The following is a 20,336-nucleotide window of genomic DNA, read 5'->3' on the forward strand; positions in this document are numbered from 1 at the left end:
CATGATCCAGCACCAGGAAGTCGATGCCGCCACCGCCGTAGAGCGTGTCTTGCCCTGCCTCACCTTCCAGACGGTCACCGTCCGCACCACCCCATAGGGTGTCGTTGCCCGCGCCACCGCGCAGATCATCCTGGCCGCTGCCGCCGAAGATAACGTCGTGGCCACCGCCCGCGACTACGACATCGTTGCCGCTGCCGGCGTCTATAGTGTCAATGCCTGCTCCCGAAGTGATCGTGTCGCGGCCAGCACCGCCCCAGATCGCATTGTTGCCGCCGGCAATCGATATAACGTCAGCTCCGGACTGGCCGTGGACTTCACTGTTGCCGATGCCAACGGTGATCGTATCATCGCCGCCCGGACCGGTGCTCTGTCCGGGCCCGTCGTCACCGAAGATGAGCTGATCGCCGCTGCCGACTGTGATCTGGTCATTGCCGGCACCGCCAAAGACGGCCTGGGTTCCCGCGCCGACGTTGATCTCGTCATTGCCGGCTTCACCGTACACGGTGAAATTACCACTCGCGGCAACAATGCTGTCGTGACCCGCCTGACCGTGAATCTCGCTATTGCCAGCACCGACAGTAATAGTGTCCGCGTCACCCGCTCCGGTGTTTTCACCTGGCTTATCGTCGCCCCAGATGAAATGGTTACCGTTACCGGCGACGATCGTATCCGCGCCGGCGCCGCCGTAGACCCTGGTACCAAGAGTCGCGTTGGCGCTGTAAATCTCATCATTGCCGGCTTCGCCCCAGATCTCGCTGTTGCCTGCGGCGACAGTGATCACATCGTCGTCAGTCCCGCCGCGGATCATGCTGTTACCGACCCCGGTGGTGATGGTGTCGATACCCGATCCGCCGTACACCACCTGGTTTCCTGCCCCGAGGTTGATGTCGTCATTGCCGGCTTCACCGTAGACGGTGAAATTGCCATTCGCGGCAACAATGCTGTCGTGACCCGCCTGACCGTGAATCTCGCTATTGCCAGCACCCACAGTAATAGTGTCCGCGTCACCCGCTCCGGTGTTTTCACCTGGCTTATCGTCGCCCCAGATGAAATGGTTGCCGCTGCCGGCGACGATCGTATCCGCACCGGCGCCGCCGTAGACCCTGGTACCGAGGGTCGCATCAGCGCTGTAAATCTCATCATTGCCGGCTTCGCCCCAGATCTCGCTGTTGCCTGCGGCGACAGTGATCACATCGTCTTCAGTCCCGCCGTGGATCACGCTGTTGCCGACACCCGTGGTGATGGTGTCGATACCCGATCCGCCGTGCACAACCTGGTTGCCCGCGCCGAGACGAATGGTGTCATCGCCCTCGTCCCCGAAGACGGTATACGCTCCGTCAACCAGGCTGACATGTCCATCAACCGACGACGAAATGACGTCGTTGCCGGCCTGGCCGTGAACCTCGCTGGCCCCGGTTCCGAACGTAATATCATCAGCGTCGCCAGTGCCCGTGTTTGCACCCGGCTCGTCGTCGCCCCAGATCAGATGATTGCCGCTGCCGGCAACGATCGTATCCGCACCGGCGCCACCGGAGATGCTGCTGCCCGCCGTCGCATTGCCGACAGTAATCGCATCGTCGCCGCCGCCGCCGAATACGTTTAGATCGCCGTTGCTCGCCAGGAAAACGTCGTTGCCGCCACCCAGATCGAACGTGAACTGGGTACCTGTCGTCTGCTGGAGGGCAACCATATCGGCAATCGTCAACGAGTCAACTCCTGCACCAAGCTTGAGGTTGACCATCTCCATCGCCTGGTAGGTGAACCCGCCGGTGATGCCCAGCCCGGAAATTTGCGTCGCAGACAGGGTGCCCGTGCTTGACGCATTGTTGCCCACATCAGACACATTGAGCGTGTCGACACCAAGATCTCCGCCCTGCAGAGTAAGCGAGCCGTTAAGCTCGCCAAGGCTGCTTTCACCTTCGGCACTGATCGAGCCCACGTTGAATGTGTTGGAGCCAGCGCCGCCGATCACGGTCGTATTCACGCCGGACGGAGTGCTGAGCACGGCGATTGTATCTGCCCCGGCACCGGCATCGAGCGTGATCTCGTCGCCACCCGACAATGGCCCGATCTCAAAAATATCGACGTTAACCACACCCGCCCTTGCGACTCGATAAGTATCGATCTCGAAAGTATTGGTCGTGCCATCACTGGCAGCGGTCACACGAGAAACCTTGGCAACCGAAACCTCATAGTTTTCGGCTGCGCTGGTGCCATTAACGGTTACGGTATCCCGCACGCTGTCACTGCCAAGATTCAGGTTGAGCTGACTCAGCTCAGTCCCCGTGAGGTCATTTACGATGAACGAATCCGCGCCACCGCGGCCTTCTATAGTGACGCTTTCCACGGTATATGCGGTCAGAGCGCCCGCACCGATACTGACCTCCAGACCGGCGCCAACGGCGCCAACGACAAACTGCTCCGCGCCGTTCGCGCCTTCGATGCTCAGTGAGTCCTGACCACCCTGGCCGTAGAAGGCCAAATCGATTCCGTCGCCGACAGACCAGATGAAACGATCGTCGTCGGCACCGCCTTCGATGGTATCCCGACCTGCGCCGCCGATGATGACGTCAGTGCCACTGCCGCCAAACAGCAGGTCGTTGCCGCTGCCGCCGGAGAGCTGATCGGCACCGGCATCGCCGTAGGCGGTTACAATCCCTGTTCCCTGACTGATCAAGGTATCGGCGCCACCACCAAAGTGAACCTCTAGCGGCGAGCGGACCCCTTGCGCGATCTGCAAATAATCGTCACCGGAACCCATGTCCTCAATCAAGATGCTGGCAACGTTATCAAAAGTCTGCGATACGCCGAACATTGTGACCTTTACTTTTTCGCCGGTCTGCGACGCAAACCCGACGCGTTCGATCAGGACATGTTCGTTCTCTTCGTCACCCAGTAAGTTGCGCTGTGCGCGTAGCGCCGGAGATCCGACGTTAAGCGTCAACACGCCGCTTTCATCAACCTGGCCGAGAACAACCGGGTTTTCGGGCGGCGTGAGCGCTAGCGTGCCCACGCTGAAGGTATAACTTTTAAGCTCGATGTTAGGGTAGTAAATACGGACGCTACCCAGGAAGCCGAGGTCTACAACAGAGCTGTCAATAAAAGGTACCGGCACCGTACCAACACTCACAAGGATATCGCCGGAGGCGGAATTATAGCTAACACCAACGTCCACTGAGGGAAGCCCGATATAGAAGATTTCAGCACTAACACTAAGGCTGCCTGCGATATTGAGAACCTTCGGTCCCGTTCCACCCGACGATTTCCCGTTGCTATCGAGAAGACTCACAAGCAGGTGCGCAGTGCCGCTAATATTGAAGCCGTCTGGACCCAGTGTCAGGCCGCCATCGATAATAAATTCGAATTCCCCTTCCGTGGAAATGAATGCGCTACCGCTAACGCTACCTATACTCAGAAATTCACCGGACAGCTTGATTTGCAGGCTGGATACGTCAGCGCTCAGCAGCACGTAACCGGACACATCGAGCGTAACCAGTGACAGCAGGTCAAGACTGCCCTCCATGAATAGCAGCCCGTAGGTATAGCCGGGAGTAGACGCATCCAGCGTCCAGGCCTGCCCGTTGATCAGACTCTGCAGATCGGCCTCGGCAACCGCATCTGGCGAGGCAGGAGCTGCCCGGGGAATGATTACCGTGAGGCCACTGGGCCGACTTGGATCCGAGGCACCGCCTGGAATCTCGAAGGTAACATCTTCACCCGTTGTGTTAACGATAAACACAAACTGCCCACTGAGAGTGAGCACGCTTCCCAGGTCGCCACCGCCCAGATTACCGTCCAGAGTCAACAGCAAGTTCGCGGCAAGACCGTCACCCCGAATTGCCAGGAAACCGAATACTTTAAACGTCATGAAGGCGCTGCCGGCCGGACCGATGCTCATTGACGCGGGCAGTAATTCTCCATTCACTTCCTTAAACACCGCGATGTTGAAGCCTTGTCCGGCCGATAACTCGAACACGGCGACGCCTTCGATCTGGAAGGCCGACTCGCCCGGTGCAAAGATTTGGTTATTGTTGAAGTCGATGCGGAAATCAATACTGCCGTCCAGTCGGATAGCGAACGACTCGGCGGGCAGAGCGATGCTGACAGGGGTGTTATCGACATTCAAAAGAACAATGTCTGGCTTTATCTCAGCGGTGGTATTGATGCGTAACAGGGCTTCAGCGTTGGCATAGAGTCCGAATGATTCCAGGAATTCAAAGTTGGTCGTGAGCAGCGCGGCGCCCCATATGTTGAAGTCAGGTATTCCGGGTCCGTCATCCAAGGTCATGATGAACAGGCCATTCGCAACGCCTAGTTCGCCAAAATTGACCTCACTCAGCGCCATATCGAAGGCAAAGTCGATGCGTGCATCAGCAGCGCCAGCAAAAGTGACATCAAGCATAGCCGAACCGGTCAGCGACAAAGTTGTCACCGATGGGACATTCAAATCGACACCCCCGTTAACGGATATGCGCAGACCGTCCCCGAGATCTTTCTGGTTGGCGACCTTGAGAACTGAGTCTGACCAGTAACCGCCAAGGTCCGCACCGACGCCGGTTTGATTCAGGGCCAGGCTGTCATCCGTGTCTGCGACATAGGCATCGCTCAGGGGTTTAGCAATATCCGCATCGATATCGATATGGCCATCGACTACGCTGTAGCGGGAGACCTGGCGACTACCGTCTGCGGTGATGACCACATTTACCAGCACGCGATCGCCGTCGTCAACATCGCTGATGATGCCATCGCCATTGATATCCAGCAGGCCATCAATGACAAGGAAGCCGGCGAAACTGGCGTCATCCTCGTCATTTATAATATTGTTGCCATCGACATCGACCCCGCCAGCAACGATCGCCCGCGTGAACCCGAACCCTTCCCCCCAGAAAGCGGGGTCCGCTCCGATGACGGCAACATCCCCGGCATCGCCGCTGACAACGCTATCCCCGTCAACATCAATATATCCGTCGATAACGGCATAAGGGACGACTAGCTGGGAGCCATCTACACCGACCACAAAGTTGAAGATTTCGCCGTCATCGGCGGCGTCGATCGTCCCGTTCTTGTCGATGTCTAACAGACCAGCAATGACGGGAACTACACCCAGCGCGCCATCATCCAGAGCGCTGATGATGCCGTCGTGATTAAGATCAACACGCCCTTCCAAAACCGATGCCCCGATCACAAAGGAGACCGCACCCGGTGTGACGCCCGGAACACCCGGTGTGACAGCTGAGACGATGAAGGTGCCATCGATAGAGTCCGGACCAGAGCCTGCTACGACAATCGAGTCGCCTACTGAAAAGCCAGTATTTACGTCAGTACTGTCAAGCGTGAAGGTCACTTCCCATGGACCACTGCCGCCGGATAGGTCAGCGATATTCGCTGCCGTTACATTCGTGCCTATACCCGAGGGGAAATCCGAGGCTGCATCGACCGCCTGCGGCACACTATTGATGAGTGTTTCAAAAGTGACATCGGCATAGATGACCATCAGCGGGTCGACGCCGAGGGCCTCCTCAGGCAGGTCAGCCAGGAACAGCATGGAAGCCGCACCAGTATCGAAGTTACTGAGGTCTGCATATACCTTGGCTGATAACTCGACCGTGTTCCCTAGAATCATGGTGCCGTTCAGGAGCAGCTCGAGGCCCAAATCGTCGCCCGTTACCTTGACGCCAAGCAACAGATCTGTATCAAATTTTACCACGTCGTTACTCGTGCGCGGCGCGAAATCAAGTGTCGCACCGGCTTCGATAACAAAAGATCCGAACAGTGCCTCCCAGATATTGTCTGTGCCGGCCTGATTGGCTACCTGCTGATCCAATTGCGCCTCCCACTCTGCCAGGCTCAGTCCCTGGGTAGAATTGAAGCCGGGATCGCGCAGATCGAACGGGTCAGAGATGCTGATCTTCTTGACCTCAATATTGCCACCCAGGGTGTAGGCGAGGGGGTTAGTCTCAGAGCCATTGGCACCGGTGAGATAGGTAATGACGTCCTCGTCTACCGACTCAACGATGAAGTTCTGCTCGCCGCTATTGAGATCAGTATCATCCGCATTAACGATTCGAAATGCATCGCCTTGTCGAAGGGTGTGATCTGGTACTGTCAGGGTAATTCTGACCGGCGCCCCAGGATCGCCAGAGTTGACTGCCGAATTGAAGCCACCTTCTGTATTAACCTTGAGCGGCGCGCGTACCTGCAGGTCCTCGATCGTGGAGCTAAACCTCATCCCGCCGCGTAGCTCTGTGATTGTCAGGCCCGAGGTAGCGTCAAGAAGGATTTTAGTGTCAGAGTAAAGGAAGAATTGCGAAGGCCCATTCTCGCTGACGACATAGCTGACGCCGATTTTTATTGCTCCCTTCTTCTTCTGACCGACTTTTATTACATCTTTGAGAGGTCCCTCAGGGTCTTCCCCGTTGATCTCAAGAAACCCCCTGATCGCCAGATAGGACACCGTTTCTACTGTTTCATTGGTATCCGTCGTGACTACACCGTCACTGTCGAGCCCGACCTCCTTATAGATAAAGCCGCCACCAATTTTGCCCATCTTCGGAATTAGTATCTTGAAGCCCCCGGAAATCCCGGTGATATCTTCGATCGCCGATCGTGCGTAAGAGACATCACCCGATAAATCGTCTCCTAGCGGGGCGATCGGGTATAGGAAATTCAAGTCAATGTCGGAGACGCCCTCGGCCAATCGATCCATGTTGAAGACAACGCTATTAGAGCCTTCAAATAAAACGGCCTTGGAAAGCAATTCATTGGTGCTTTCACTGCCGGTATCAATGCCAATGAAAGTCGTATCCATTCTGAGCGCGCTGTTCGAGTCGTCTTCACGGAAATCGGCAAACTCAAGCTTCAAAAACTCGACCTCGGTCACCAGCCAGCTCAAGGAAGGCCAGATAGCGGCCTCATTGATCGCATCGAAGTTAAGTGTGCTGCTACCGTTACCGAGCTGGATGGTGCCGGACACCGCATTAAGATCAAGATCATCCGTCTCATCCGTATCATCCAATGCAATGACGCTACCACCCGTCCAGGAATCGGCACTTCCCGGATCGAAGCTGTAAGAGACCAGAACATGGTGCTCACCACCCTCAACATAAAACCCTGCGACCGTTATCGTCTTGCCGTCAGCTGGGTCCGTGTCATCAAAGCCGGCCTCGTTTGAGTGTATAACCAGTATTTCATCACCGACATTCAGGTCGCCCCCCAGACTTTTGACCGTCAAGTCCACCAGGTAGGTGCCGTCAGCGACATTAATAGTTTCGGTAACTAGTCCCAGCCCCGCTATATCCAATTCTTCGGTGACCCCTGGGCCACCGGCAATCACCCGGTTGACAGATTGAATGTGTGTTGCAGCGGTAAACTTATCGTCGGTAATAACGATGTTAGGACCGCCGGGGAGCAATATGCCTACTTCGGACTCCACCAGGACCTCGCCAGTCCAGCCGCTGGGCGTGTGAACCAGCTCCGAGAAAGTCAACGTCAGAGCCTCGAGCTGGAGATCGACTCCCCCGCTCAGCGTCGCCCCGACAGTGACGATGTTCGGAATGTCTCCCGCACTGGTAGTGAAGATGGCATTGTTGCCTGTCGGCGGATTGGCTGGGTCAAAGCGGTTGAGAATGCCGGTGATGACGTCATTGAGGGTGGCACCATTGGCCAGAATCGTGTCGTCCTCACCCGGCAGGTGGCGCTCCCCTGACCCCAGCTGGTTAACCATCAGGCCAGCCACGCCAGCAGCGCCGTGTTCAAATCCGAGTACGTGGCCAATCTCGTGCATCACAACGGTGAGCAAGTCGATGCCTGCCGGCGCAGCTCCGCCAAACTCGGAATCATCTGACGGAGTCGTGTCGATGAACCAACCAAAGTCGTCAGCGGTGGCATCGATAGTGATCGTGTTACCGACAGCCTGCGCCAGTGCATCACCAGCCAGATCTGCCACCAGGAATGTGACCGTAGATAGGTCCTCACCGGTCGGGATCAGCCCGGAATCAGTCCAGCGCTGGATGGCCTCCGTAACGATGGCCGCTAGTCTTGGGTCAGTGGGCTCTTCCGTAAGCACAGTCGTGGAGACTGACGCCGGATCAGGGGTGCCAGTACTCAGCAGATAGTCTGCCACATTCTGGTGCAGGTGTTCCTGGGTGCTTGCAGAGCTATATTGTGTGGCGGCCCGCAATGAGCCGGGGGCGAGTGTTGTCTTGATAGCGGCGTTAACGGTGGCGCCGTCGCGCGCAAGTGTGTACGCACGGTCATCGGCAACCGGCGGGGCACGCGGCATGTTTACAGCAGCGGGCGGTGCGCGCGACTGCGCGTCATCTGACGGCGGAGCGCGCGGCGTCGCATCATCAGAAGTGGCTGCTTCAAGTACCGTTTCGTCATAAAGTGCAGACACAACCGGCCCTCTCTGGGCTGTGTCAGATACGTCGGGTTCTCTAACTGTTTGAATTCCTTCACTTACTGGCGGGGCCCGTGGCGAAGCATCATCCCCGCCCTCAGCAATAACGGTTACATTACTTTCCATAACCTGGAAGCCCTGATGCGAGCCGGCCTCCCCGCTTTTAACGGTCTTGCTGTTGCTCTTACGCAACTCGCTGCGCGTGGAACGATTCGATTCCTGCATGCGATGGCTGGCGGCGACCACGCCAATAGCCACGCCAGATGCGCCATCACTGACCCCGGCATTATTCTGAAGCCCGGTTGCCAGAGCGCCCCTATCCAGCACCTGCTGCACTGGATCTGAAGGGCTGTCGCCCGGCGTCGCACCATTATTGCCCACTGCGACCTGCACGCCTTGAGCCGGTGTCGGGGTATATTTAGCCTGCAATTGACCAATTTCAAAGGCATCACCAGCAGTCTCGCCAATGGCAGCCGAACCCTGAGCGCCCGGCATTGCCATCTCTGAATGCTCTACATTCGCTGCTGACGGCCAATTATCTGAAGCCCCACTTACGGCAACCGTGACTGGATCGGCCATCACATGCGCATGGCCGGTTGCGGCCTGCTGTTCCTGCGAGGTTACCTGCTCCTGCAACAGATACTGCATCAGCTGCTGCTTGTTTTGCTCTGCATTCGAACCAGCGGGAGCAGCAGCTGCGTGACTTTCATCCACACCCGCCTTTTCCTGCTCAAGCAGGACGTCAAGCGACCAGCCGTGACCGGCGGCCGTAACATCAATATAAATGACGTCACCCCGGATCTCGGCGATCACGCCATCAGCCAGATCAGCCACTTGAAAGCTGATGTCCGCCAGCCTCTCGGCAAGCGCGCTGTCGGTTGTTGATAATACCTCAATAGCCTTGTCGAGGAAGCCGTTCAGCTGCTCACTCGAAAGCGAATCGGTAACAGCGGTGACACCGCCGTTGGTTTGGCTACCTTCCTGCTCAGAACCATCAGCAGATGTTCGCAAGAGGTCATCAGCCGTTACGGCATGACCCGGCTCCTGACCAGCGAGGCTGGTCACCAGTGAGAGCAGGTCAACCTCGCCGGTGTCGCTGAGGCGCAGCTGTGATGCTGCTTCATTTACTTCGACATGATTCTCGGGGCCGGCCCAGTCAGTTGGCCACGCAACAGTCTGTACGCCATTAGCCGATTCATCAGAACCGTTACCGACCATGATTTCGGTGTCAGCAGCAAGATCAATTTCCTGGATTATAACGGAGAGCTGTTCGGCGTCACTGGCACTGCCATCGTCGGCAACCCAGCGCGCCAGTTCTGCCAACACCGGATCACCGGAGAGCAGTAAACGGGGCTCAAGGGATTCCAGACGAAACATACTGTCTCGCCCTTGCTCACTTTCGGCCGGAACCCCCGTGTCGGGGTGATGACCGTCGGTCTTGGCTTTTTTAAGCCATTCCCACACTGGCGTCTCCCCAGACGTTGAACCTACTTGTTTGCATATACTTTACGAATACGATCCTGTTTGCACTCACCACCCAGGAACGCCCGAGGTATAGAACGACAGCTTTATTTCCTATTTAGTGACTGGACCTCTGCCGAGGAATTTATCCAGCCGTCTTGTTCTTGGATGAAAACGATTATTCAGCAGACCGTGGCCGAGCCTGCGTGCAGAGACTATATACCTGCTCTAACTTGAACAGCAAGCAACAATCCGTATTGGCGTCAGGTGCTTGTTTGCTGGACCCTGTCAGACCTCAGCCAAAGTCAGAACCACTTAAAAACCTGACCCTGTTATCCTGCTCAAAATGCCGAAAAACCTCATCCGATATCATAAAGCAATATTCGTGCCACAGCTTATAAATCAATGACTTAACTGATCATGGCTGAGCAGAAAGCCAGCGTGTGTATAGTTTTCTGACAGCTGCCCGTGTCGCATCAAAGGTGGCGACGGCAAGCTGATTACTGGCTGGCATGTAAAGCGCTGAGCGCAACACTTGCTGAGTCATGAATGCTGCTCCGCCGCAGCCACAGTCTGCCCTGCGCGTCGTCCAAAGAAGGTTGCGTCACCAACCGACATACCACTGGCATAGCCCTTGGCAGTGCGCGGCAGGCCTGCGGTGGTGCGACCCGCAGCATATAGGCCTGGAATGATATCGCCTTGCGCGGTCAACACTTCGCCGGACACTCTCGTCTCCAACCCACCCAGAGTAAACATCAAATAACCCGGGTTCTCCCCCAGCGGGTACTTCACTTCTTGCGGGCAATAGCTGACCAGTGCGAACGGGCCTTTAGCAATCGGCTTCACCCAGTTGGATTCCTTCTGGAACAAAGGATCTTCACCCCGCGCCGCGTGCTCGTTGTAATAGGTTACGGTCGCCTGCAGCGAGCCTACTGGTAAACCTGCTTCCGCCTCTACCTCGGCAATCGTATCGCCGGTGCCGGCAATCCGCAGCCGCTCCATATAATGCGACAGCTCGAAGTCTTCATTCTGCACCAGCATGTAAATCTCATGATTATCCTGCAGCCCAGCGTAATGACCCAGCCGCGCCAGGTAGGTATCTTCATTGATAAACCGCTGACCGCGGCCATTGACCAGAATGCCATAAGTCAGCTTTGCCGGTGGATAGAAAGCAAAACTCAAAAAACATTCATTCATGTTAATCGCATTGGCACCAGCGGCGATCCCCATCTGGATTCCGTCACCCAGATCCCATTGGTTACCGTAAGGCTCGCCCAGACCGATCACATGCGGCGCATGCTTTTCAATCATCTGTCGATTCATCACAAAGCCACCGGCAGTTAGGATCACGCCGCGAGTCGCTTTAATATAACGCTCTTCGCCATCAATTTTTGCAGCGACTCCGCGCACCCTGCCCTCATCATCCTGCAGTAGTCCGACCACGCGGGCGTCGGACTGAATGATGGCACCCGCTTCTTCCACATGACGCATCAGCGCCTGCATGAATATCCTGCCACCCTCATCACCTTCTTTTGAAGGCACATGACCACGCGGAATCGGCGTCGCAATTTTGTTAAAAGGATGAGCGCGCTCGTTACCAGTAAACAGCAGCGACTCGTCAGTGAACGGCACTACGGTACGGTCCATGATCGCTTCGCGCTTGTAGGGAACGCCCAGTGATTCCGCCCAGTCAAAATGCGCTGCCGCACCTTCTACATACGTGCGAATCTTTTCCGCATCGCCGTGGGCACCAAAACACTCGGTGATATAGGCGAGCATGTTCTCAGTGGTGTCTTCCATACCCAACGCTTTGTGGATGGCTGTGCCGCCACTACCACCGAGGTACATTTCACAGCTCGACATCTGGGTAGCACCACCACCACCGCTGGCCCGCTCCAGCACCAACACATCCGCTCCGGCTCGCCTGGCTTCTAACGCCGCAGCAGCACCGGCACCGCCGTAGCCACAAATAACCACTTCGGTGCTGAGATAAAAGTCACTAATGGTTTCGTAACGCCGCAGCCACGGCCTGACGGTTGTTGGTGCCATAGTCGTTTACCCTTTTATTGTCGTTACTGTATCAGTCGACGCAAAGCTGACGCAGAGCCTGCGCAGCTGTTAGCGCACTCGTATTTTGGGTTCCGGTTGCCCACGCCGCATGCGCGACAGAAACTCATTCAACGGCGCCGGCTCTGCGACCTCAGGTTCGCCATCACCCGGCGCAGTCGCCCAAAACTCTTTCCAGCTGGGCCACAAGTCGTGAAAAGCGCCCGCATAGCTCTCGCGATCCGGCCAGCGCATTTTGTCTTCGCCCACCGGCGGCTTATTCAGGTCTGTGGCGTACCAGTAGCAAGGCAAGCGCCTGCGAAAAAACCAACGCCCGTCTACACGCTCATAATCGTCCCAGTACAGCATCTGCATAATCACCCACTCGGTGCTGCCATCGGCACAGGGGGTTTCATGTTCATTTTTGGAATACAGCACGCCATGGGCATGATCGGGATCATCAAACTCAATGATATGGTTGCCCACGTGATGAGAAGTCCCGGTGAACTGCAGACGCAAAGTATCATCCAGCCAGTGCTTCAAATGCGCCCGCCCGACATGCTCGCGACTGACACGAATATCAGCGGCAAACAGGCCAACGTGAGCATCCAGATCGCGCATATCCAGAGACAGGGAATACTTGGCAACCAGTTGGCGAATCTCATCCAGCGACTCGAGCCGGTCTATGCGCGCCAGTAAGGGTTCATCTGACATCATTACTCCTCCCAATCCGCGGTGCCAGCATTGAGCTCCACCGCACGGCCACCGTCAACATTCAGTTCCACGCCGGTAATATAGGACGCTTCATCACTGGCCAAAAACAGTATCGCATTGGCCGCTTCAGCGGGTTCTCCAATGCGGCCCAGAGGCACTGAGCGCCCCGTGGCTTCCTGCCCCGCCGCATCCGGAATAGCTGTGGTCGTAGCGGGCGTCAGCATAATACCAATCACTATGGCATTAACTCTCACCCCCTCGTGAGCCCACTCGATGGCCGCGTTGCGGGTCAGACTTTGCAGGGCCGCCTTGGCCGCGCTGTAACCGGCGACGCCGGGAGTGGCCAGGTCGGCGCAGACTGAAGAAACATTAACAACTGCACCGCCATTGGCGGCCAGTTGTGCATGACACTCGCGCATCAGCAGCATGGGCGCATCCACCGCGATGGCGAAACTTTGGCGCCAACTGGCCAGGTCGTGATCCGCCAGCATGCCTGGCACCAAGGCGTTGGCGTTATTAACCAGAATATCGAGCCGCCCAAAGGTCTTTACGGTGCTCGCCACCAATTCTTTGACAGCGGGCTCATCGGTGACGTCCAGACATACCGCTAACGCCTGCCCACCTGATTCCTCAATTTCATTAACAATGGCGGCCATTAATTGCTCGCTGCGAGCACACAGCACAACCGCACAGCCTTCCGCCGCAAACCGCCGCGCGGTGGCCTCTCCAACACCGGAGCTGGCACCGGTAATAATGGCTACTTTGCCCTGTAATCTTTCCGCCATGACGTGCACTCCCCAACAAAGCCAACACTATAGCCAATAGTGACGGTCGACTACACCGCAGACGGGAGGCAGCAGCAAGGATTCAGGGCGTGGTGGACGCATTTAAACCAGTGCACCCGGAACTGCGCGCTAGGCGTCAGATAACGTTGTCCAACTGCAAGTGCTGGTCGATCTCAGCCAGCACTCTGGCGCTATCTTCGTCAACCAGGATGGCGTTAAATCCCAGCGCCTGAGCCGCCGCAACATTGGCTGGATGATCATCCAGAAACAGGCTCTGCCGGGCAGAGACATCACCCATGCGCTGCAAGGCCAACTCAAAGATTGCAGGGTTGGGTTTGCGCACGCCCTCAAAGCTTGAGTCAATCACCTGCTCAAACAACTCATCGACAGGGAACAGGCTACGCCAGCCATCGCTGAACTCACGCACATTATTGGTGATAATCGCCAGACCGAAGTCCCGCTGCTGCAACTGCACTACTTTGTCCACCAGCTCAGTGCGCAGGCCGCCGTCCCGCGGCAAGCTGCCAAACACTTCATACAGATCAACCTCAAACCCCTGCAGCTGGCCTAACGCAATAATCTCCTCTCGGCAGGATTCCAGGCTCATTTCGCCGCGCTCCAGTCGATGCCAGGGATGATCACCATCGATGTGATAGGAGCCAAACATGATCTCGGCGAACTGGCCGGGAGCCGCACCGCGCTGAATACCAAAATCGTCCACCACAGAAAATGGCGAGAAAGTGAACACGCCACCAAAATCAAAAAATACGGTTTGTATCGTCATAGTTCTCGCACGTAGTCCAGTTGTCCGTCACTCATAATACAACGATGGCGGGGTCCGGCCAGCGCCGGATCAGCATCTGCATAACCCGTATCGCCCTGATACAGGAAGTGGAAGGCGCCATCGAGTTCAGTGATACAGGGTTCATAGACCCAGGGCTCCTGCGCCGAGAGCGACTCAGTCAATGTCTGACACTCCGCATAGGGCAGCAATTCCAAAAGGGTGACATAGGTCGGCGGCATCAACCGCAGCTCCCCAGATCGAAGTTCGCTAATAGCGTCCTGCGGCCGCACCCAGCGATGGTGGGATATCTCCCCGCCATCGACAAGCACATCCTGATTATCATTGAGCACCGCTGCAAAGAACCAGGTCGCAAAGCGCTTCTTCGCCTGCTCTGGTGTGGTCCAGTGCGAGAGATAGAAAAGCTGCTCGGGGGCGACGATTAAACCCGCCTCCTCCTCAGTTTCACGAATAGCGGCATTCAGCGCAGCCTGATCGCTATCCGCGCCATCTTCACGGTCCACGGGATCTACTCGGCCGCCGGGGAAAACCCACATGCCGCCCATATGCTGTACTTGCTCGCTGCGGCAAACCATCAGCACCTCTACACCATCATCGCCATCGCGAACCAGTATCACGGTTGCTGCCGGGTGCGCAGTCGTGGGAGTCTGCTCCAGCATAAGGTTACGACCCCTGACTTTGCATGGCATCGGGCTCCGAGATGGGAAGCGGCCATTCAGTGACCCGGCGCTCGCCATCAGGGCCGATGGCGGTGATAAACAAGTCTTGCATTTTCACAGCCCGACCGTCTGCGGAGCGCAGCTCAAGTGGCGCAACCTCCTCACCGGTTTCACGATCGCGCACTACAATAAAGCGTTGCTCAGGTGTGCACTGCCACTCCTCACTCCACTGCATCATGGCTATCATAACCGGCATTAAGGCCTCACCCTTGGCGGTCAACTGATAAGCACAGCGCTTGCCACCCTCGCGCAGCGGAATACGCTCTATCACCCCCGCATCGGTCAGGGTACGCAACCTTTCTGTGAGGATATTGCGGGATATGCCAAGACCATCACGCAACTGCTCAAAGCGGCGCACGCCACCCCCGAAAAAAAAGTCGCGCACAATCAGCATACTCCACCACTCACCAATTACATCTAACGCCTGCGCAAGCGTGCAGTGCATATCACCGAATGATTTTTTCACCATAATTCTGAAATCCGCATTGAAGGTTCTGTTAGCCCTGTTATTCAGGTCACGATACCGGAATTTCCAGCTCAACACAAAATTAGTTGCATTAAGGGACTTTTAAGTATTATAGTTTCATTAAGAGACTAGTTCTCTTATAAAACTTTTATTGGGAGATTCATCATGAAAACACTTATAGCCTTACCGTTAATTATTGCGGCACACAGCGCAACCGCCGGAATCGTGCCGGACGCCAATGCCTTCGCCGCTTGCGAAGCACGTTTCGAGCGTGTCAACCGCGATCAAGAACTGGGACTGGAGCGAGCCGCGACGCATCGCGCGCCTGGTGAGTCCAGCAACAGCTATCGCTACTACTTCAATGCTTACAGTGGGGAAGATAACTGGCGGGTTGAGTGCCATGCCAGTCGTGTCGGGAAAATCCGTGAGTTTGCGGTTGAGCCGGGCTCATGGGTATTCGAAGCCTCGCTCAGCGAGAGTGTCGCGGGTTATTAGTGCGCTAACGCAGCCTACTTCAACACTACTGACCACCATTGCCCGGAGACGGGCAATGGTGCTTTGGTGACTGTCACGGCGTAAATGCAGCCTATAAGATTTGCGAATCAGGCCGGGAAAAACCGACTGATAGTATCAATGACGCAGGCGGGGCGCTCACTAGCTTCTATCTCCACGGTAATTCTGACCACCACTTGCACGCCCCCTTTAACTGCCTCAGCACTGAGCACCTCACCGCCTCCACGCACGCGACTGCCAACCGGCACCGGCGCCGGAAAGCGCACCTTCTCGCAGCCGTAATTCACGCCCATGGAGACATTGTGCACTTCCATAATCTGCGGCAAGAACAAGTTGGCCAGAGACAGGGTCAGATACCCATGAGCAATGGTGGCGCCGAAGGGGCCATCCTTGGCTTTTTCGGGATCAACATGAATCCACTGGTGATCGCCGGTAGCTTCGGCAAACTGGTCGATACGCTGCTGTTCTATCTGCAACCAGTCGCTATAACCCAAGTGCTGTCCGACCGCGCTTAGCAGGTCATCTGGCTTGTCAAACACTGTAGTCATCGCATTTTCCTGTTACGAAGTATTTTGATGGCACATACTAACTGACGACTGAGCTCGTTGCATCAATCTAGTCATAGATAACCTTCGCTCTGACTGGCTGACATTGGGTTCAAAAGGCATTATCCTGACCAAAAACAACAACAAAAATATTAAAGGAAGACCTCCATGCTAGAAAATCTTGATATCCCTGCACTCGTTAACACCTACGTAGTGCCCTACGCGATTAACATCGTGATGGCAGTGGCCATTTACTACGTTGGTAAGATTGTCGTCGGCATCGTCATTGGTGTGGTCGGCAAATTGCTGAACCGCGCTGAGATGGAGCCCATGCTGGTAACATTTGTGAGCAATCTTCTGCGCTGGATTTTGCTGCTATTCGTCATCATTGCTGCCCTCGGTCAACTCGGAATCGAAACCACTTCACTGGTTGCACTGCTAGGCGCCGCCGGACTGGCCATCGGCCTGTCTCTGCAGGGCTCGTTGCAGAACTTTGCTTCCGGTGTAATGCTGATGGTATTCCGCCCCTTCAAGAGTGGTGACTTTGTTGAAGCTGCTGGCACCTCTGGCATCATCGAAGCCATAGGTATTTTCACAACCACCATGCGTACCGGCGATAACAAAGAAGTCATTATCCCGAACGGCGGCATTTACGGCGGCAACATCATCAACTACTCGGCCCGCGACACCCGTCGTGTCGACATGGTGTTCGGCTGCTCCTATGACGCCGATGTGCGTGAAGTCAAAGCCCTGCTGGAGAAAATTCTCAGTGAGGATGACCGCATTCTTGCCGATCCAGCGTATACCGTTGCCGTGGGTGAACTGGCTGATTCCAGTGTCAACTTCATAACCCGCCCCTGGGTTAACTCGGCCGACTACTGGGCCGTACTGTGGGACACCACTGAGCGAGTCAAAATTGAATTTGACGCAGCTAACATTGGCATTCCGTTCCCGCAGATGGATGTACATATAGAAAAAGACGACTGATATGGAGCAGCTCAGCGGTCAGGACGCCATGTTCCTGCATGCAGAGCTGGACGGACTCCCCCAGCATATTGGGGGCGTCAGTATCTACGACCAATCCACCGCGCCGGACGGCGTGGTGCGATTCAAACAAATTCTGGCTTTACTGGAATCACGCCTGCCCCTTTCTCCAATCTTCCGCCGCAAGTTGCAGACCGTACCTATGGGTCTGGATCGGCCCTATTGGATCGACGACCCCAATTTTAACCTCGAATATCATGTACGCCACATCGCCCTGCCCAAACCAGGCGACTGGCGACAGCTATGCATTCTAGTGTCGCGACTGCATTCGCAACCCCTGCCACGTGACCGCCCGCTATGGGAAATGTACGTCATAGAAGGTCTTAAAAACGTTGAAGGCTTGCCGCATAACTGCTTCGCCCTTTTAATAAAGGTGCATCACGCGGCCATGGACGGTGCCACCGGCGCGCAGTTCATGAACGTCATTCACGACCTGGACCCGAAACCCAAAGAATACGCAGTGCCGGCTACCCACTGGACTGGCGAAAAAATCAGCCAGCGGGAACTGCTCACGCGCGCTTATATTAACGCCTGGCGCAAACCGGCAGAAACCTGGAAGTTGGCCAAGAGCATTATCCCCGCCGTGCGACGCATTCAAGCGGGCAAGGAGAATCAGGATTTCGAGGCGCTTGACCACAAACAAGTCACTCGCTTTCAGGGCAAAATTTCCCGCCACCGTGTGGTTGAAGCGCGCAAGTTCGACTTCGAGAAAATTCGCGCCATCAAGAACTCAGAACCAGGCGCCACTGTGAATGACGTAATGCTGACCATTGTCGCCGGGGCACTGCGCCGCTACCTGCAGGATAAGGACGAGCTCCCCGATGAGACCTTAGTCACCGGTTGCCCTATTGACGTGCGCAGCGATGACGAACGCGCCGACGGCGGCAATATGGTGGGCTTTATGAATGTAGCTTTACATACCGAGATAGCGGACCCACTTGAGCGCCTGATTGCAGTGCACAAAGCTACCAAGGGTTCCAAGGCCTATGCTCAGGCGCTGGGGCCACGAATTGCGATGGATATTACTGATGTGGTGCCGGGCAATGTGCTCTCCGTAGCCCTGCGCGCAGCCTCAGCCACCGGCGTGGCAGAAGCCACTGTCATTCAAAATACCATTGTCACCAACGTTCCGGGAGCCCCGTTCCAGCTGTTTTTATGCGGCGCCGAATTGGTCGACTCGATCAGCCTGGGACCGCTGCTGCCCAATGTTGGGCTGTTCCACATTGTGTACAGCGCGGTGCAGAACAAACAGGGTACGATTACGCTGTCCTTTACCGCTTGCCGCAAGATGCTTCCAGACCCGGCCTTCTACGCCGACTGCCTGCAGCAATCTTACGACGAGCTGTGCCAGGCTACACTCGGCCACTGAGCTTTTATTGCAACGCACGGGGACTGGCGCCAACCGCCTGATCCCAGCTAATATCACCCCCCCTATCTGATTCCTATAATGACGAGGACACTATGAGAGCAGCCGTGCTTGAAAACCCTGGCCAACCGCTGAAGATTTATGATGATGTAGACATTATCGAACCACGCACTGGCGAAGTTAGAGTCAACGTCAAATATTGCGGTTTGTGCCACTCGGATCTCAGCATCGCCAACGGCACCATGCCCACCGGTGAAAATCCGATTATTCTTGGACATGAAGCGGCAGGTATTGTCGACAGCGTAGGGCCGGGGGTCACCAACCTGAAGCCCGGCGACCATGTGGTACTGACACCAACACCACCCTGTGGCCAGTGCTACTACTGCCAGCGCAACCAACATAGCCTGTGCGTAAACAGTATGAACATAATGACTAATACGCTCGCCGATGGCACTACCGGCCTGTCACGCAATGGCGCAACGCTAATGCGCGGCCTGGGCGTGGGAGCCTTGGCTGAGTATGTTATTACCCCGGCCACGGGCGCCATCAAAGTCGACAACGACGTGCCACTGGAGACTGTCTGCGTGATTGGCTGCGCCCTCCAGACCGGCGTCGGTGCAGTGCTCAATACCGCTGAAGTTGAAGCCGGGGCCACTGTGTTGGTGATGGGCGCTGGCGGCATAGGCATCTCTACCATACAAGGTGCGGTACTCGCCGGTGCTGCCATGATCGTGGTGTCAGACCCGGTTGCTGAGCGCCGCGCCGCTGCGCTGGAGTTCGGTGCTACACATGCGTTCGACCCAATCAGCGAGGACTTGGTAGCCCGCTGTTTTGAGCTAACCGGCGGCATAGGCATGGACTATGCGTTTGAAACCGCAGGAGTCGCAGCCCTGATTGAGCAGGGCATCAACGCTACACGTATGGGTGGCAAAATAGTCTGCGTAGGCGCGCCTCCGGTTGAAGATCCTATCAGTATTCCCAGTGCCGTCATCTTCGCTATCTCAGAGAAAAAACTCTGTGGTTGCCTGCTCGGCAGCAGCAATAGCCTGCACGAAATTCCCCGCCTGATCAGGCTGTGGAAAGCCGGCAAGCTCAATCTTGAAGATATGATCACTGCTCGGCGTCCGCTTTCGGAAGTCAACGAAGGCCTTGCCGATCTGGCGGCCGGCAAGGGTATTCGCACCGTTCTCGAAATCTAACAGGCGCCGCTTACAGGCGAAAGGCCTGTACGGCGGCTCTGGCCGCCGCAGCTCTTACAAGAATGAGTATTTTTATGGATTTTGAGCTCACTTAGAGACGCAAAGTCCGACAATCGCGACACATTGAAGCGATTATCCGCGCCCACACCGCTCCGGCTGCCCTTCCCCAAGGTCGGACGCATGTCACGTATTACGCAAATTTAATCAAAAAATGGTCAATAGCCGCAAAATTATCAACAGCTTGCAGTCTATGCAGCTCGTCATCGCTGTATAATCTC

At 56.0% G+C, this 20,336-nt stretch carries 12 protein-coding genes; 4 read left to right on the top strand and 8 right to left on the bottom strand.

Going from position 1 to position 20,336, the window contains the following annotated elements; all coding sequences use genetic code 11:
• The 7 genes from EYC98_RS00005 to EYC98_RS00035 form a co-directional block, all read right to left on the bottom strand.
• A partial coding sequence (locus EYC98_RS00005) for an LEPR-XLL domain-containing protein (protein WP_279243245.1) occupies positions 1–9,862 on the bottom strand: 9,862 nt, incomplete at its 3' end.
• A gap of 540 nt (positions 9,863–10,402) precedes the next feature.
• Positions 10,403–11,908: an FAD-dependent oxidoreductase gene (locus EYC98_RS00010; RefSeq protein ID WP_279243246.1), complete on the bottom strand. Its 1,506-nt coding sequence runs from the start codon at positions 11,906–11,908 to the stop codon at positions 10,403–10,405.
• A gap of 69 nt (positions 11,909–11,977) precedes the next feature.
• Complete coding sequence (locus EYC98_RS00015) at positions 11,978–12,622, bottom strand: nuclear transport factor 2 family protein (RefSeq protein WP_279243247.1); 645 nt, start codon at positions 12,620–12,622, stop codon at positions 11,978–11,980.
• Positions 12,622–13,404 (bottom strand): SDR family NAD(P)-dependent oxidoreductase, encoded by a 783-nt coding sequence (locus tag EYC98_RS00020; RefSeq protein WP_279243248.1) that lies wholly within the window; start codon positions 13,402–13,404, stop codon positions 12,622–12,624. Before EYC98_RS00020 ends, EYC98_RS00015 begins: the two co-directional genes overlap by 1 nt.
• Positions 13,405–13,540: 136 nt before the next feature.
• The gene (locus tag EYC98_RS00025; protein WP_279243249.1) at positions 13,541–14,188 is read right to left on the bottom strand and encodes an HAD family hydrolase; all 648 of its coding nucleotides are present in this window, start codon (positions 14,186–14,188) and stop codon (positions 13,541–13,543) included.
• Complete coding sequence (locus tag EYC98_RS00030; protein WP_279243250.1) at positions 14,185–14,865, bottom strand: NUDIX hydrolase; 681 nt, start codon at positions 14,863–14,865, stop codon at positions 14,185–14,187. Before EYC98_RS00030 ends, EYC98_RS00025 begins: the two co-directional genes overlap by 4 nt.
• Before the next feature lie 4 nt (positions 14,866–14,869).
• Positions 14,870–15,394 carry a winged helix-turn-helix transcriptional regulator gene (locus EYC98_RS00035; RefSeq protein ID WP_279243251.1) on the bottom strand — a complete coding sequence of 175 codons (525 nt, stop codon included), beginning with the start codon at positions 15,392–15,394 and terminating at the stop codon, positions 14,870–14,872.
• 162 nt (positions 15,395–15,556) lie between these two features.
• On the opposite strand from EYC98_RS00035, the gene EYC98_RS00040 reads away from it, so the two are divergent.
• Complete coding sequence (locus EYC98_RS00040) at positions 15,557–15,886, top strand: hypothetical protein (protein ID WP_279243252.1); 330 nt, start codon at positions 15,557–15,559, stop codon at positions 15,884–15,886.
• Positions 15,887–15,993: 107 nt separating this feature from the next.
• On the opposite strand, the gene EYC98_RS00045 is transcribed toward EYC98_RS00040, so the two are convergent.
• Positions 15,994–16,452: a MaoC family dehydratase gene (locus tag EYC98_RS00045; RefSeq protein ID WP_279243253.1), complete on the bottom strand. Its 459-nt coding sequence runs from the start codon at positions 16,450–16,452 to the stop codon at positions 15,994–15,996.
• Positions 16,453–16,617: 165 nt separating this feature from the next.
• On the opposite strand from EYC98_RS00045, the gene EYC98_RS00050 reads away from it, so the two are divergent.
• The 3 genes from EYC98_RS00050 to EYC98_RS00060 all read left to right on the top strand — a co-directional run bounded on the left by EYC98_RS00050 (position 16,618) and on the right by EYC98_RS00060 (position 20,058).
• Positions 16,618–17,436: a mechanosensitive ion channel domain-containing protein gene (locus EYC98_RS00050; RefSeq protein WP_279243254.1), complete on the top strand. Its 819-nt coding sequence runs from the start codon at positions 16,618–16,620 to the stop codon at positions 17,434–17,436.
• Between the two features lies 1 nt (position 17,437).
• Positions 17,438–18,862 (top strand): WS/DGAT/MGAT family O-acyltransferase, encoded by a 1,425-nt coding sequence (locus tag EYC98_RS00055; RefSeq protein WP_279243255.1) that lies wholly within the window; start codon positions 17,438–17,440, stop codon positions 18,860–18,862.
• 92 nt (positions 18,863–18,954) lie between these two features.
• Positions 18,955–20,058, top strand: coding sequence for a Zn-dependent alcohol dehydrogenase (locus EYC98_RS00060; protein ID WP_279243256.1), 1,104 nt, complete (start codon positions 18,955–18,957; stop codon positions 20,056–20,058).
• Positions 20,059–20,336: the final 278 nt, after the last annotated feature.

It is taken from the genome of Candidatus Litorirhabdus singularis, from assembly GCF_026262625.1.
GTDB lineage: Bacteria > Pseudomonadota > Gammaproteobacteria > Pseudomonadales > Halieaceae > Litorirhabdus > Litorirhabdus singularis.

Excerpts from the sequence above, each read along its gene's own strand:
- EYC98_RS00025 (WP_279243249.1), bottom strand. The coding sequence starts at position 14,188 with ATGACGATACAAACCGTATTTTTTGATTTTGGTGGCGTGTTCACTTTC.
- EYC98_RS00010 (WP_279243246.1), bottom strand. The coding sequence starts at position 11,908 with ATGGCACCAACAACCGTCAGGCCGTGGCTGCGGCGTTACGAAACCATT.
- EYC98_RS00020 (WP_279243248.1), bottom strand. The coding sequence starts at position 13,404 with ATGGCGGAAAGATTACAGGGCAAAGTAGCCATTATTACCGGTGCCAGC.
- EYC98_RS00060 (WP_279243256.1), top strand. The coding sequence starts at position 18,955 with ATGAGAGCAGCCGTGCTTGAAAACCCTGGCCAACCGCTGAAGATTTAT.
- EYC98_RS00015 (WP_279243247.1), bottom strand. The coding sequence starts at position 12,622 with ATGATGTCAGATGAACCCTTACTGGCGCGCATAGACCGGCTCGAGTCG.
- EYC98_RS00045 (WP_279243253.1), bottom strand. The coding sequence starts at position 16,452 with ATGACTACAGTGTTTGACAAGCCAGATGACCTGCTAAGCGCGGTCGGA.
- EYC98_RS00055 (WP_279243255.1), top strand. The coding sequence starts at position 17,438 with ATGGAGCAGCTCAGCGGTCAGGACGCCATGTTCCTGCATGCAGAGCTG.
- EYC98_RS00040 (WP_279243252.1), top strand. The coding sequence starts at position 15,557 with ATGAAAACACTTATAGCCTTACCGTTAATTATTGCGGCACACAGCGCA.
- EYC98_RS00030 (WP_279243250.1), bottom strand. The coding sequence starts at position 14,865 with ATGCTGGAGCAGACTCCCACGACTGCGCACCCGGCAGCAACCGTGATA.
- EYC98_RS00035 (WP_279243251.1), bottom strand. The coding sequence starts at position 15,394 with ATGGTGAAAAAATCATTCGGTGATATGCACTGCACGCTTGCGCAGGCG.
- EYC98_RS00050 (WP_279243254.1), top strand. The coding sequence starts at position 16,618 with ATGCTAGAAAATCTTGATATCCCTGCACTCGTTAACACCTACGTAGTG.